We start from the raw sequence: 13654 nt of genomic DNA, 5'->3' as shown, positions 1-13654 counted from the left end.
AGAGAATTCAGTACAAAATTGAACTGCTAAGATAACGCCGTTTTTCACATGCCATCACAACCTGATTCAGCCAACCCGAGCCCGCTACCATTAACGCAGTTATTTGCCATTTTTGGGGCAGCAAATGACAGTCCGCTAAGTTCACTGCAACTGAATAACTTCGCCCGATACATAGATGAAAGCTGGGGCGGCCCGGACTTTATTGACGATAATGATGCCGATTTAGCGAACCGGTATTACGAAGTATTCATTGCCGAGGAAAATCAGGTACCTACCCGTTATAACTGGCACGACACTTTTAATGCAATGATGTGGGTTTTATTTCCGCGCAGTAAAAAACAGATCAATACCCTGCATTGTCAGGAGATTGCGCAATTTGGCGTGCACCCGAGAACGCCTAAACGCAATCGCATTACCCATTTTGATGAATGCGGGTTGGTGATTGCGGTACCACAAGACAAACTCGAAAAAGGTAATCAACTGTTGGAAAGATTGGCAAACCATCAGTGGCAGGAATGTTTGGTGGATAATCAGCACGAATGGGGCAACACGTTGTTTCCAGTGATTATTGGTCATGCGTTGTATGAAATGTTGCTGGACCCGTTTATTGGCTTAACGGCTAAGTGGCTCGCGGTGGTGGTTCCAACCGGGTTTGAGAAAATGGATGAGAAAACCCGCTATAAGATGATAGATGCGGCATTGGCTGAGCGGCTTACTGAACTTGACGGGTTGGCGGCAAAAAACACCTTAAAACCGATTCCATTGCTGGGGGTACCCGGATGGTATCCGGCACAGACTGAGGCATTTTACGCCAATACAGACTATTTTCGGCCACTGGCGCCTAACGCGCCAGCCACCATTCAATTGCCGCTTTGTCGCATTTAGAAAAGCTTTATCAGCGCCCAGACACCCATGATAATCACAAAAGGCGCGGCGGCGATAATAGCCGACTTTTTAGTATCGAAACTGGTCCATTGGGTTATACCAACGGTAATCAGATAAACTGACCACAGCGTTTCCAGTCGCAATGCCTGCGCGAAACCAAACCAGTCTGATTCCATACTCACATTAAAGATATAGGCTACCGACAAAGGGCTGACGATAGTGGGTAATACCTGATGGTTATCTTCAATCGCGATTAGGGCAATCCCCAGTAAAGCGCCAACAACAACAGGCATGCCTGTCCACCAGGTGAAGCCATACCAGTCGGTGTAACCGTTAAGATTTTCCTCATCAGACTTAGTCGTCAGATTCAGGTAAAGCGCCAGTATGGCGTTTACTACAATAGGACCCAATATTCCGCCAATCAACATGAAGACCATTACCTGGGGCTGGGCCATGTTACCGCGGATGTTATCTTGTTCTGCCGGGCTCAACTCGCCATACTGAGTGTTTACCAACATGTTTTTATACCACTCAAAGTCAACAAAGTTGATATACAGGTAAGCGGGTAAAACACTCATCAGAATAACAACGAAAAACGGTATCCAGGACCAGTTGTTTTTTTCGTCGATGGCTTTGAACACGCCATTGGGCTTAAAAAAGATGTTATTGCATGCCTGGAACGGATTAGTTACTTCCGACATCCCTGACTCCTTATATTTTGTAACATTTCTGCAGATTATTATTTTTACTCATGCCAGTATACTCATAATTACCATCGGTTTGCGTGAAAAAATGTAACGAAGTTTCACAAGCCAAACGGACCAATAACAATAACTTAGGGAAGGATAATGATAAAAATCTCAAACCTGGCAAAAAAATTCGCCGTTGAGAATCCTAAAAAGCTCAGCGACCAGGAAAGAAAGGACCCCCGTTTAAAAGGGCGTTTTTTCCATTCTGTACAAGACGTGTCCTTTTATTGTGAATCCGGCGAAGTGCTGGGTTTGTTAGGCCCGAATGGTGCCGGTAAGACCACTACGTTGCGAATGCTGTCAACTGCGCTGACGCCCGACAGCGGCGAAATCATTATTAACGGCACCAATGTGGTAACCAAGCCTGTGATAGCTCGTCAGATGATTGGTTTTTTATCTGGCTCCACCGGTTTATACGGCCGTTTAACCGGCCGCGAAAATATTGCCTACTTTGGTCAGTTACACGGAATGAGTGAAGAAAAAATCGACGCTAAGATTACTGAATTGGCTGATATCCTGGATATGCATACCTTTTTAGACCGTCGCAGTGAAAATTTCTCGACCGGCATGAAGCAAAAAACGGCGATTGCCCGGGCGGTGGTGCACGATCCGAAAGTGGTTATTCTTGATGAGCCCACCACGGGGCTGGATATTATGGCTGCGCAAACGGTACTGGATTTCATCAGCCGATTGAAAGAGCAAGGCGTGCCGGTGATATTTTCTACCCACCATCTCGATGAAGTGGCTGAGTTATGTGATCGGGTAACCGTTATTCATCATGGCAAAACTCACTTCTCTGACTCCTTTGATGCGTTTAAAGCGCAGGCGGAAGGGTCACTTCACAAATCATTTATGCATGTCATTAATCAGGGAGCGTAGTTATGTGGAAAGTCATGCTGAAAGAAATAAAAGAACTGCTGCGCGATAGAAAAACGTTATTTTTTATGGTGGCACTACCCATTCTGGTGTTTCCATTACTCATCGGCCTGGTCATGTTTTTTGCCGGTAAAGCCGTGGATAAAGCCGAAAATAAAGTCCTCGATTATGCCGTAGTCGGGGCTCAATATGCGCCGGCTCTGGTTGAAGACTTAGCGGCATCAGATTTATTCAATCAGGTTATGATTGATGAAGGAGAGGATATTGCCGCTTTTGTAAAATCTGAACAGGCTGATTTCGTGCTGGTTATTCCGGATAACTTTAGTGAAGACGCACTGCAAAGTGGTCAGATAGAATTGAGCCTTTATTTAAATGACGCCGGGCTCAATATGGTGCGTCGTCGCCTGGATCAAATTGTCGATGTGTATGCTGAACGCAGTCAGCAGAAAGCATTTGCCTCTCTTGAGCTTGATGAAACCCAGCAGCAGGCGCTGATTGAACCTATTGTGATTAAGAAAGTTGACGTGGCCGACAAACGGGAAAACTGGGGCGAAAAGATTGGTGGGATGATCCCATACTTTATCTTTATGCTGTGTTTACAGGGCGCCATGATCCCGGCTACTGATTTAGGGGCTGGTGAAAAAGAACGGGGCACCCTGGAAACATTGCTTATTTCTCCTATCGAACGTCACAAGCTGGTGTTAGGTAAATTCCTTACCATTGCTCTGGCAGGCGCCACATCAGCCTTAATTACGGTCTCCAGTATGGCTGTTTGGGGGCTGGTCATTAGTCAGGGGATGGCGATTAAAATGGTTAGCGAATTTATGAGTGCCATTAACGCTATCGACTTTGTGCTGATGTTCTTGATGCTGGTACCGGTAGTGGCCATTTTCTCAGCCGTGCTGCTGAGCCTGTCGATTTATGCCCGCAGCTTTAAAGAAGCGCAAGGTTATATGACGCCCCTGGTCTTCGCTGTAATTGTGCCGGTTATGCTGGCAATGCTGCCCGGTGTAGAACTGAAAGGCGGTTGGGCCTGGGTGCCGTTAACTAATGTCGCGCTGGCCATCAAAGAGCTGATTAAAGGCACTATGGATTACTTCCAGCTGTTTGCCATCTTCTCTTCCACTGCAGTCATTGCTGGTGCACTGTTGTACTTCTGCGTGTTCTGGTTCAACAAAGAAAAAGTGTTATTCCGATAGCCTGTTGCTCCGGTAGCGCCCAAGAGGCGCTATCCGGGGTCTCTTCACAAGATAAGCCCATCTAAAAATCATCTGAAGACAAACATCATCCTTAAGGCGTGCACTGGTTACATTGGGCTAAAGAGCGCTGCTAATAAGAAGCGTACTGCACAGGCTGTTTATTTACTGGCCGAGTAAGGGTCTTCGGCAAGTAAGTAAGACCGGAGATCGGCTTTATTGGATTGGTTGATAAGCCATTCACGCATAGCTTTCACTCGCTCGTAGTTTTCATCGCCAAACTTTTGCGCGTAAATAGCCGCCAGATTGCTGGCGGTGCTTTCTTGCTGGATTTGCTTTTGCCATTGTAGTGTTACTACGTTATTCAGTGCACCTGCAACCCCTTCGGATTTAAGTAAATCCCATTCACCCTTATCCAACCAAATACCGCCAACCGGGGCACTATAATCAACCCGATGAGCGGTGCCTGCGGTGATTTTGAATTTACGCATAATAGTACCCGTCGCCGGGCACAGTAACGCCTTTTTGGTGTCTTCCGTGTCTTCGCTTACGGTATGTTCAGCAGCAAATTGAAATTCACTGTTTTGTTCCTTCCAGGCCACAAAGTCTTCCACCAGGATCCAGTTGCCGCCGCAATCGGAACACGTATGAGCACGAAACAATCCATCCAGAAAGCTGGGCTGTAATGCCCCGGTTTTACACTTTGTACAATCCATCTTACTTCCTTGTTGTAAATAGTATTGCTTAGAAATAAACCCAGTTGAGCAGTGCAATCACTATGGATGAGTACACTATCGAAATGGGTAAACCAAAGCGGATAAAATGACTAAATTTATAATTAGCCGCGTTAAATACCAGCAGGTTCGTCTGATAACCATAAGGTGAAATAAAGCTGGCACTGGCGGCAAAGGCTACGGCCAGCGCAAATGGCAACAGCGGTGCGCCAATGATTTCGACCAGGCCATAAGCAAATGGAAACATTAATGCAGCGGCTGCGTTGTTGGTAACAAACTCGGTGAGCAGTAAGGTGAGTACATACACCACAATAAGCGCCATAAGCCAGTTGGTATCTGCCAGATAGGGCAGCAGTAACTCAGTGCTTAAATCAATCACACCAGACTGTTCAAGCCCCGTAGCCAGCGATAAAGCCCCCACAATGACAACAATCAGATTGAGCGGCAGATTACGCTTAATTTCACCGTTTGAGGTGACTTTCGCGCCCAGTAATACAGCGGCAAAAAACAGTAACCCAATGCCCAGTGGCAACAGGTCAGTGGCTGCCAGTAGCACTGTTAGTAAAAATCCCCCCACGGTGATCCACTCCTGAGGTGTGGAAAGTGGCCGGGCAATTCGCTGTTCAGAGAGAATAAAGAAGTTTTTCGAGATATTGTGTCGACTGTGAAAGTCCGGCCCGGCTGCAAGTAATAAAAAGTCACCGGCCTGGAGTTTGATTTCTCCCAGTTTTCCGGATAATTGTTCTCCGTCCCGGCGAATGGCTACCACCGCCGCGTCAAACAAAGCCCTGAAACCCAGCGCCTTGATCGTCTGACCAATGATTTGCGCGCGATTGGATACAATGACTTCGGTCAGGTTTTCCCGCAGCAAACCATCGGTTTCGGCAAACGTCTTAAGCCCTTTAATATGACTCAGCGTATCGAGATTTTTCACATTGCCTGAGAATATAAGCTTGTCATCAGCCTGGATGATTAAGTCCGGGCTTACCGGTGTGATCAGTTTACCCTGACGTACCACTTCAACTAAGAATAGCTCAGGAAGGTTGCGCAAATGGTTTTGTTCAACTGTCTTACCGACTAATTCTGAATCATCACTGACTTCAGCTTCAACAATGTACTCTCTGAAGTCCCGCTGTTTACTGGCTATATCGGGTAATAATGGCGACATTAAGAACATTAGTACGCCACAGGTGAGGCCCGCAATTAAACCGAAAAGTGTAAAGTCCAGAAAGCCGAATCCTGGATGACCGTGTTCTTGAAGGAAACTGTCAACAATCAGGTTGGTAGAGGTACCGATAAGCGTAACGGTGCCCCCCAGAATGGCTGCATAGGATAACGGGATCAGCAAGCGTGAGGCTGGATGGTACTGGTTTTGTTTAACCGGTCCAATCAGACTGGCCACGATTGCGGTGTTATTCAACAATGCTGAGGAAAAAAAGGTCAGGCCAAATAAACGCCAGTAAGACTTGGTAAAACTCGCCGTAACGAGTTTGCGGCCCAAACGTTTAATAAAGGCTGTCTTATCAATGGCGCTGCTGACTAATAGCAATAATATAAGGGTGATTAAGCCCTTATTGGTTAAGTTATCAAGGATTTGATCAAAGGTAATCTGCTGGGTTGTGAGTAAACCCAGCACCGTTAATGCAAATACAGTAGAAGGGCGCTGATTCGTAAAAATCAGCGCCCCGATGGTACCAAAGAAAAACAATAGTACCAGTAGCTGGTTAAGTTCCATCTTGCGAGAACCTGCTCCTACAGCTTGCTAATATCGGTAGCATTCCAGTGTGGGAAGTGCTTACGAACCAACTCGTTGAACTCCAGCTCAAATGCTGAGAATTCCTGAGTTTTGTGCTGCTTATCAGACGCCAGCTCGTCGATGACCATACCAGCACCTACTGTACCGTTGGTGAGACGATCAATCACAATGAAAGCACCGGTGGCACGGTTTTTCTGATAATTATCGCAAGGCACAGGCTGGGTAAACTTAAGATCTACCACGGCAATTTCATTCAGATTCATGTGCACGCCCTGGGTATGTTCCAGCGTGTTTACATCAATCAGGTGATCAATTTCAGCCACCGAGCCTGAAGTCATCTGACTGGCAAATTTGAACAAATACTGCTTATTAGGCATCATTGGCTCATCAGCCATCCACACCAGGTGTGACTTATACTGTGAGCTTAGCAGTGGCAGGTTGTCTGATTTCACAATCATGTCGCCACGGGAAATATCAATTTCGTCTTCCAGCGTAAGCGTAACGGCCAGTGGTGGGTAAGCCACGTCCAGATCACCATCAAAGGTAACAATCGATTTTACTTTTGACTTCTTGCCAGACGGCAGTGCGGTAACTTCGTCACCAGGCTTAACCTGACCAGAAACAACGGTGCCAGCAAAGCCACGGAAGTCCAGGTTAGGGCGATTAACGTACTGAACCGGGAAGCGGAAATCTTCGGTGTTAGCGTCTTTCTGGATTTCGATGTTTTCCAGCATGGTCATCAGCGTACCACCGGTGTACCACGGCGTGTGTTCGCTTACGTTTACCACGTTGTCGCCTTCCAGCGCCGAAATAGGCACAAACTGGATATCAGTAATGTTTAACTGCTTGGAAAACTCCAGGAAGTCAGCCTGAATATCTTTATAAACCTGTTCGGAGTAATCCATCAGGTCCATTTTGTTAACGGCAACAATAACGTGCTTGATACCTAATAATGAAGCCAGGAATGAATGACGACGAGTTTGCGTTTTCACTCCGGCACGGGCATCAACCATCAGAATTGCCAGGTCACAGGTAGACGCACCAGTTACCATGTTACGGGTGTACTGTTCGTGTCCCGGCGTATCGGCAATAATGAATTTACGCTTGTCGGTAGAGAAGTAGCGATAGGCTACATCAATGGTAATGCCTTGCTCACGCTCAGATTGTAAGCCGTCTACCAGCAGGGCTAAATCCACTTTATCGCCGGTGGTGCCTACTTTTTTACTGTCCTGGGTAATCGCTGCTAACTGATCTTCAAAAATCATTTTTGAGTCGTGTAGCAGACGACCAATCAGGGTACTTTTACCATCATCTACGCTACCGCAGGTTAAGAAGCGGAGCAGATCTTTTTGTTCGTGTTGGTCAAGGTAAGACAGAATGTCTTCTTTTAATAATGCGTTTTCGTTATTCATGCTTATGCACTCACGAGGAAATAAGGGTTCAACACAGACTCTTTTTGATTATAAGTAAGAGCCTCGGCATCAGACTTCAGCGGGTCGGCAGCGTCCAGTACGGTAACATCGGCTCCGGCAGCAAGTGCTACTGCGTGTGCCGCGCCGGTATCCCACTCAGACGTTGGGCCTAAGCGTGGGTAAAGGTGCGCTTCACCCTCTGCTACCAGACATAATTTTAATGAGCTACCCATGGCAACCAGTTCGGTTTCACCATCAAGCTGAGCCAGTAAATTTTGAATTTCAGGGCTCTGATGCGAGCGACTGCCAACGATTTTCCAAAGTTCGCCGGGTTGGTGTGGTTTTGCGCTGATAGTGTTTACGCCTTCAGCGGTTTCTGTCCAGGCTCCCTGGCCAACCACACCTACGTAGGATTTATTAAGTGCTGGCGCGTAAACCACTCCCATCACCGGCTTGCCGCCGTCGATAAGGGCGATGTTTACCGTAAATTCGCCGTTTTTCTTAATGAATTCTTTGGTGCCATCCAGCGGGTCAACCAACCAGTACTGGCTCCAGCTTTTACGCGTTTCCCAACTGATGTCAGCGGATTCTTCCGACAGAATAGGCAGTTCTGAAATTGATTCAAGGCCCGCCACAATACAGTTATGCGCGGCTAAATCGGCTTCTGTTAAAGGGCTGGTATCTTGCTTTTCATAAATGGCGAAGTCACGGTCGTATATTTCCATGATCTTATCGCCAGCTTCTTTTGCGATGGCCAGCACCTGCAGTGCCAGTGGATCCGTAATCGCCATTATAGTAATCCTTTTTCTTCTAGCAGGGTGTACAGACGCTCAGCTGTTTGCTCAGCGGGTTCATCCTGATACTGCAAATGTACTTCCGGGGACTGGGGCGCTTCGTAAGTTGAGTCGATACCGGTGAAGTGCTTAATTTCGCCACTGCGGGCCTTTTTATACAGACCTTTAGGATCGCGTTGCTCGCACACTTCCAGCGGGGTATCGACAAAAACTTCGATAAATTCGCCATCAGCTAACAGGTTGCGACAAAAGTCCCGGTCAGCCTGAAAGGGTGAAATAAACGCGGTTAACACTACCACGCCAGAATCGACAAAGAGCTTAGCTACTTCACTGATGCGACGAATATTTTCTACCCGGTCTTTATCACTAAAACCCAGATCGCCACACAAACCGTGACGCACGTTGTCGCCGTCAAGCAGGTAAGTATGCTTACCCTGTTCGTGAAGCTTCTTCTCCAGTAAGTTGGCCAGGGTTGACTTACCTGAGCCACTTAAGCCGGTTAACCACAATACGCGCGGCTTTTGGCCAAGGCTTTCGCCGCGAGTATCTTTATTGATCTCGTGTTGATGCCAGACGATATTGGTGGCCATTAGAAGTACCCTTCCATTTTCTTCTTCTCCATGGAGCCCGCGCTGTCATGGTCGATAACCCGGCCCTGACGCTCTGACGTTTTGGTCAGCAGCATTTCCTGAATAACTTCAGGCAGGGTTGCAGCGGTAGATTCCACGGCACCGGTCAACGGATAACAACCCAGAGTACGGAAGCGTACCGATTTCATTTCTGGTACTTCACCTTCTTCCAGTGGCATACGGTCATCATCAACCATGATTAACACGCCATCACGCTCTACAACAGGACGCGGTTTCGCCAGGTAAAGTTGTGGAATATCGATGTTTTCTTTATAGATGTATTGCCAGATATCCAGCTCTGTCCAGTTCGACATTGGGAATACACGAATACTTTCGCCTTTATTAACCTGAGAGTTATAGATATTCCATAACTCCGGACGCTGGTTTTTTGGATCCCAGCGATGGTTGCTGTCGCGGAATGAGTAAACACGCTCTTTAGCGCGAGACTTTTCTTCATCGCGGCGTGCACCACCAAAGGCAGCGTCGAACTTATATTTGTTCAGAGCTTGTTTCAGAGCGGCGGTTTTCATCACGTCGGTGTGTTTTGCACTGCCGTGAGAGAAAGGGCCCATGCCCATGTCAACGCCTTCCTGATTGATGTGTACTAACAGGTCAAAGCCGTACTTTTTCGCCTGTTGGTCACGAAACTCTATCATTTCCTGAAACTTCCATGTGGTATCAACGTGAAGTAACGGGAAAGGGATTTTGCCAGGAGCAAATGCCTTACGTGCCAAATGAAGTAACACCGAAGAGTCCTTGCCTACGGAATAAAGCATCACCGGATTTTCAAATTCTGCGGCGACTTCACGAAAGATATGGATACTCTCGGCTTCGAGCTGTTTCAAGTGGGTGGTTGACGGGATACTATCAGTCATTTATCGAGTCCGAAGTTGTTTAGGTTTATATACGAAATGATTATATGCATAGAACCCTAACATATTTAGAAACAAAAGTGCTATGTTATTTTGCTATTTGAAATTACGTTTTTATTCCACTGTAGTTCAGTCGTCATAAACGGTGAAATGCAAATAATGCAGACCGGATTGACCGCTTAGTAAAGAAGCAGTGTCGAGCCCTTGATTTGCATGGATTAACGGCAGGCAATGTTTTTGGAGTCGGTGGTAGAAAGCAGAGTAGGGTAGCAAAGTGTGCAACAACACCGGGGGCTGAAATCCCCGGCATTGCTGCTCCGATGTGTTGGTTAAATCACATTTTGTTGGTGGTGTAAGGCGTCTTCAAACTTTTCGAATGTTTCTTTTACGCTTTCCCGTGGTTGAGTCATCTTAGATACCACCACGATAGCGATACTCGATAATATAAAACCGGGAACGATTTCATACATCCACGCGCTAAGTGACTGGCCACCAATGGTCACAGGCAGGTAAATCCACAGTAACACGGTAACCGCACCGGTAATCATTCCGGCAAATGCAGATGCGCGAGTCATGTGGCGGTCGAACAGACTGAAAATAACCAGAGGCCCAAATGCTGCACCAAAGCCTGCCCAGGCATTACTGACCAGGGTTAAAATGGTGCTGTCGCGATCGTAAGCAAGGGCTATGGCAACGGCGGCGACAACAATGACTGATATGCGACCGGCGATAACCAGTTCTTTATCTGAGGCGTCCTTGCGCAAAAACACCTGATAAAAGTCACTGGTCAGGGAGCTTGAGGTCACCAGCAACTGCGACGAAATGGTACTCATGATGGCTGCCAGAATAGCCGCCAGTAAGAAACCGCCGATAAGCGGGTGGAACAACAGTTGTGACAGGTAGATAAAAATCGTTTCAGGATCAATGTTAACGCCGTCCTGCTGACTCACATAGGCCATACCATACAGGCCGGTAAACAAAGCGCCGATAATTGACATGATCATCCAGCTCATTCCAATACGGCGGGCAACCGGTACATCTTTGACTGACCGAATCGCCATAAACCGAACAATAATATGAGGTTGACCAAAGTATCCTAATCCCCAGGCCAGCAACGAAATAATCCCGATAGTTGAAAGCGCCGTGTTGGTTGACGCATCAGTAAATAAGGCAAACAGGTTGGGGTTAATATCGGTAATAATGGCATTGGCATCAGATAACCCACCAAGGTTCATGATCACCACAACCGGCACTAAAATCAGCGACAGGAACATAATACAACCCTGCACAAAGTCGGTCATGCTGACGGCCATAAAGCCGCCAATGAGGGTATAAGCCACTACCACACCGGCGGTAACATACAGCCCTAATTCATAGCTGAGATTAAACGATGACTCAAACAGCTTGCCGCCAGCGACTACACCTGAAGAGGTATAGAGCGTAAAAAAGATAACGATGACCACCGATGCAATCACCCTTAACATGCGGGAGTTATCGGCAAAACGGTTTTCAAAGTAATCGGGCAGGGTAATGGCGTTATTGGCTATTTCGGTGTAAACCCGCAAGCGTGGTGCAACCAGAATATAGTTAGCGAAAGCACCTATGGTTAGGCCTACGGCTATCCACATAGCTGAAATACCGGCGACATACATCGCCCCGGGCAGGCCCATTAGCATCCAGCCACTCATATCGGAGGCGCCCGCCGACAAAGCGGTAACCGCGGGACCGAGCTTACGTCCGCCCAACATGTAGCCTTCTACACTGGTGTCGGACTCTTTAAAGCTATACCAGCCAATACCCAGCATAACCAGAAAATACAGTCCCAAAGATATCATTGTGCCAACTGCCATTAGCGCTCCCTTCTCATTATTGTTTGATTTAAGTGTGCTTTTTATGGGGAAGCGCTGCCTAAGCCGTTTTGCCCCTAAAGCATCTCGTGTTGGTTCACTATAACAGGATGACAGCCAATAGGTAAGGCGAGGGCTTGAAAGCCCTAATAGGAATGGAAGGAATTAATGCAAGTTAGTCGTTTATAAAGATAAGCTCTTTCAGGTTTGTAAGTTCAACAAGGTTGTGGTAGCAACATGAGTTGTGATCGATAGCGATCTGGCATAAAAAAATCAGGGGCGTAGACGTGTTCTGCCGAGCCATTTAAGAGTGAGATAAACGGCGGCTGTAGTTGCCCCCGCACTAAAATTTTTCGCAATCATCATCATTTGCCCCTCGGCACCGACTACTTGCTCCACCGTAATAATCATCGCTACCCCTAACTGTAAGCTGATAAAAACGAATAGTATTTCTTTGCTGAGTTGCATATCAGACTCCAGTTAATCCGGGGCGCTACCTGGCCATATATTCATAGAGCACGTGCACCTGGTATTCAGTGCGTTTATGTGTCTTAAACCTATTTTGGCTTTAATCGCATTTCAGCTGAACTGAACGTCAGCACAGTTTTGTGATTCACAGGAATGGGTGAATAGCGTGGATGGTCAAACCGGGCAACTCCTGCCCGGCGTTTTACATTACAGGTTGTCGTTTAAGCTGAAAATTTTAAATATTGCTTAAGTTCTGTTTTAAATGCCGGGATATTGGTTCCTTTATCACCCACCACCAGAATATTAGTTTTATTAAGCGCGTAACTGCTGCCCTGATACACACTGTCAGCAAAGTCACTGGTCATTGGCTTATCGTGATCCGGTACCAGAAACACAGACATTCGGCCTTCGGGTGTTTCGATGATCAAATGCAAACTTCTTATTGCATCCAGCACACAGTAATTGACGGAGGCAATATGGCCAATAGATGGATCGAGTTCAGCGCCAAACTGGGCTAATTTAGCATTCACCAAATGCGGCGTAATTTCCGCGCTACCATGGGGTTGCTCGGTTTCTGCATAATACATATGGGCCAGCGCTGCCTGATCTAACTGCACATGCTGTTGTTGCCATGCGGTCAGAGCGATTCCGAAGGTGAATGCGACACTGGCCGCGAGGCCAATATACCAACGGTTACGGCGTTTTTGCTGGTTAAACTCACGTAAAGTCTGCTTAAGGATTAACCGATTCGCCAAATCATCTGGTACGGGAACCTGAGCTGCCGTTTTTAATTTTTCATCAAGTTGCTTAATGTCCTGCCAAAATGCATCGTTGTCAGGATTTTGCGCAGCAGCTTCGAGCAAGTCTTTCTCGTTATCCGCTGGGTTTGTATAGACTCGGCGGCGAAATTCTAATTCATCCACTATGTAAACCTCTCTGTTGCGACGATGATGTCAGTACATCTTTTAATTGCGCTCTGGCCCTGAACAGCCTTGTCATCACGGTATTTTTATTGAGTTCCAGTTGCTGGGCGATTTCATCGCCACTAAAACCAAAAATGATTTGTAGCATTAAAGGTTCCCGGTAATCCGGGGCCAGTTTACCCATGGCCTTGCGGACCTGACGAACCTCCGCATCACTGTCCTGATCCTCATTGCCGGAAACAGAAACTTCGTCAAAATCGACCAGGTCAAACTGTTTACGTTCAAAGCGTCGGGCGTTCTCCCGTCTCAGAATCGTGATTAGCCAGGACTTTGCGGCTTTTTCATCCTGTAAACTATCCAATGCCCGCCAGGCGCGCAGGAAAGTCTCCTGCACAATATCTTCGGCAGTACTCTTGTCGTTTGTTAGCCAGTACGCATAGCGGTAAATATCACCGTGAAGAGCACGTACCAAAGCTTCGTAGCGGAGCGTTTTTTCTTTCATGATTAACCAGA

At 47.0% G+C, this 13654-nt stretch carries 14 protein-coding genes; 3 read left to right on the top strand and 11 right to left on the bottom strand.

What is annotated here, in order from left to right:
• Positions 1–48 precede the first annotated feature (48 nt).
• Positions 49–885, top strand: coding sequence for a DUF3025 domain-containing protein (locus AC27IB_RS18910; protein ID WP_487122884.1), 837 nt, complete (start codon positions 49–51; stop codon positions 883–885).
• Here AC27IB_RS18910 and AC27IB_RS18905 read toward each other — a convergent pair.
• Entirely contained in the window at positions 882–1586 is a 705-nt protein-coding gene (locus tag AC27IB_RS18905; protein ID WP_296048881.1) for a Yip1 family protein, read from the bottom strand. The genes AC27IB_RS18910 and AC27IB_RS18905 overlap by 4 nt on opposite strands.
• 147 nt (positions 1587–1733) lie before the next feature.
• On the opposite strand from AC27IB_RS18905, the gene AC27IB_RS18900 reads away from it, so the two are divergent.
• Positions 1734–2513, top strand: coding sequence for an ABC transporter ATP-binding protein (locus AC27IB_RS18900; RefSeq protein ID WP_487122882.1), 780 nt, complete (start codon positions 1734–1736; stop codon positions 2511–2513).
• 2 nt (positions 2514–2515) lie between these two features.
• On the top strand, positions 2516–3709 hold the full coding sequence (locus tag AC27IB_RS18895; RefSeq protein ID WP_296048884.1) for an ABC transporter permease: 1194 nt from the start codon (positions 2516–2518) through the stop codon (positions 3707–3709).
• Between the two features lie 158 nt (positions 3710–3867).
• On the opposite strand, the gene AC27IB_RS18890 is transcribed toward AC27IB_RS18895, so the two are convergent.
• The 10 genes from AC27IB_RS18890 to AC27IB_RS18845 all read right to left on the bottom strand — a co-directional run bounded on the left by AC27IB_RS18890 (position 3868) and on the right by AC27IB_RS18845 (position 13643).
• Entirely contained in the window at positions 3868–4422 is a 555-nt protein-coding gene (locus tag AC27IB_RS18890; protein WP_487122880.1) for a zf-TFIIB domain-containing protein, read from the bottom strand.
• 28 nt (positions 4423–4450) lie between these two features.
• Positions 4451–6175: an SLC13 family permease gene (locus AC27IB_RS18885; protein ID WP_296048889.1), complete on the bottom strand. Its 1725-nt coding sequence runs from the start codon at positions 6173–6175 to the stop codon at positions 4451–4453.
• Positions 6176–6192: 17 nt separating this feature from the next.
• Positions 6193–7608, bottom strand: a complete 1416-nt coding sequence (cysN, locus tag AC27IB_RS18880; RefSeq protein WP_296048891.1) for a sulfate adenylyltransferase subunit CysN — start codon at positions 7606–7608, stop codon at positions 6193–6195.
• 2 nt (positions 7609–7610) lie between these two features.
• The gene (cysQ, locus tag AC27IB_RS18875) at positions 7611–8399 is read right to left on the bottom strand and encodes a 3'(2'),5'-bisphosphate nucleotidase CysQ (RefSeq protein WP_296048893.1); all 789 of its coding nucleotides are present in this window, start codon (positions 8397–8399) and stop codon (positions 7611–7613) included.
• A complete protein-coding gene (gene cysC / locus AC27IB_RS18870) occupies positions 8399–8992 on the bottom strand; it encodes an adenylyl-sulfate kinase (RefSeq protein WP_487122877.1) in 594 nt (197 codons plus the stop codon). Before cysC ends, cysQ begins: the two co-directional genes overlap by 1 nt.
• The gene (gene cysD / locus AC27IB_RS18865; protein ID WP_296048896.1) at positions 8992–9906 is read right to left on the bottom strand and encodes a sulfate adenylyltransferase subunit CysD; all 915 of its coding nucleotides are present in this window, start codon (positions 9904–9906) and stop codon (positions 8992–8994) included. Before cysD ends, cysC begins: the two co-directional genes overlap by 1 nt.
• 326 nt (positions 9907–10232) lie before the next feature.
• A complete protein-coding gene (gene putP, locus AC27IB_RS18860; protein ID WP_487122875.1) occupies positions 10233–11753 on the bottom strand; it encodes a sodium/proline symporter PutP in 1521 nt (506 codons plus the stop codon).
• 270 nt (positions 11754–12023) lie between these two features.
• On the bottom strand, positions 12024–12218 hold the full coding sequence (locus AC27IB_RS18855) for a hypothetical protein (protein WP_487122873.1): 195 nt from the start codon (positions 12216–12218) through the stop codon (positions 12024–12026).
• Between the two features lie 221 nt (positions 12219–12439).
• Positions 12440–13141 (bottom strand): DUF3379 family protein, encoded by a 702-nt coding sequence (locus AC27IB_RS18850; RefSeq protein ID WP_487122871.1) that lies wholly within the window; start codon positions 13139–13141, stop codon positions 12440–12442.
• A complete protein-coding gene (locus AC27IB_RS18845; protein WP_296048904.1) occupies positions 13134–13643 on the bottom strand; it encodes a sigma-70 family RNA polymerase sigma factor in 510 nt (169 codons plus the stop codon). Before AC27IB_RS18845 ends, AC27IB_RS18850 begins: the two co-directional genes overlap by 8 nt.
• Between the last annotated feature and the right edge of the window lie 11 nt (positions 13644–13654).

It is taken from the genome of Alteromonas sp. 4NH20-0104 (genome assembly GCF_057547795.1).
This window is presented reverse-complemented; position numbering and strand designations above follow the sequence as displayed.

Bases quoted from the DNA above. Each gene is read 5' to 3' on its own strand.
- cysQ (WP_296048893.1), bottom strand. From the start codon at position 8,399: ATGGCGATTACGGATCCACTGGCACTGCAGGTGCTGGCCATCGCAAAA.
- cysD (WP_296048896.1), bottom strand. From the start codon at position 9,906: ATGACTGATAGTATCCCGTCAACCACCCACTTGAAACAGCTCGAAGCC.
- AC27IB_RS18845 (WP_296048904.1), bottom strand. From the start codon at position 13,643: ATGAAAGAAAAAACGCTCCGCTACGAAGCTTTGGTACGTGCTCTTCAC.
- AC27IB_RS18900 (WP_487122882.1), top strand. From the start codon at position 1,734: ATGATAAAAATCTCAAACCTGGCAAAAAAATTCGCCGTTGAGAATCCT.
- cysN (WP_296048891.1), bottom strand. From the start codon at position 7,608: ATGAATAACGAAAACGCATTATTAAAAGAAGACATTCTGTCTTACCTT.
- cysC (WP_487122877.1), bottom strand. From the start codon at position 8,992: ATGGCCACCAATATCGTCTGGCATCAACACGAGATCAATAAAGATACT.
- AC27IB_RS18895 (WP_296048884.1), top strand. From the start codon at position 2,516: ATGTGGAAAGTCATGCTGAAAGAAATAAAAGAACTGCTGCGCGATAGA.
- putP (WP_487122875.1), bottom strand. From the start codon at position 11,753: ATGGCAGTTGGCACAATGATATCTTTGGGACTGTATTTTCTGGTTATG.
- AC27IB_RS18905 (WP_296048881.1), bottom strand. From the start codon at position 1,586: ATGTCGGAAGTAACTAATCCGTTCCAGGCATGCAATAACATCTTTTTT.
- AC27IB_RS18855 (WP_487122873.1), bottom strand. From the start codon at position 12,218: ATGCAACTCAGCAAAGAAATACTATTCGTTTTTATCAGCTTACAGTTA.
- AC27IB_RS18910 (WP_487122884.1), top strand. From the start codon at position 49: ATGCCATCACAACCTGATTCAGCCAACCCGAGCCCGCTACCATTAACG.
- AC27IB_RS18890 (WP_487122880.1), bottom strand. From the start codon at position 4,422: ATGGATTGTACAAAGTGTAAAACCGGGGCATTACAGCCCAGCTTTCTG.
- AC27IB_RS18885 (WP_296048889.1), bottom strand. From the start codon at position 6,175: ATGGAACTTAACCAGCTACTGGTACTATTGTTTTTCTTTGGTACCATC.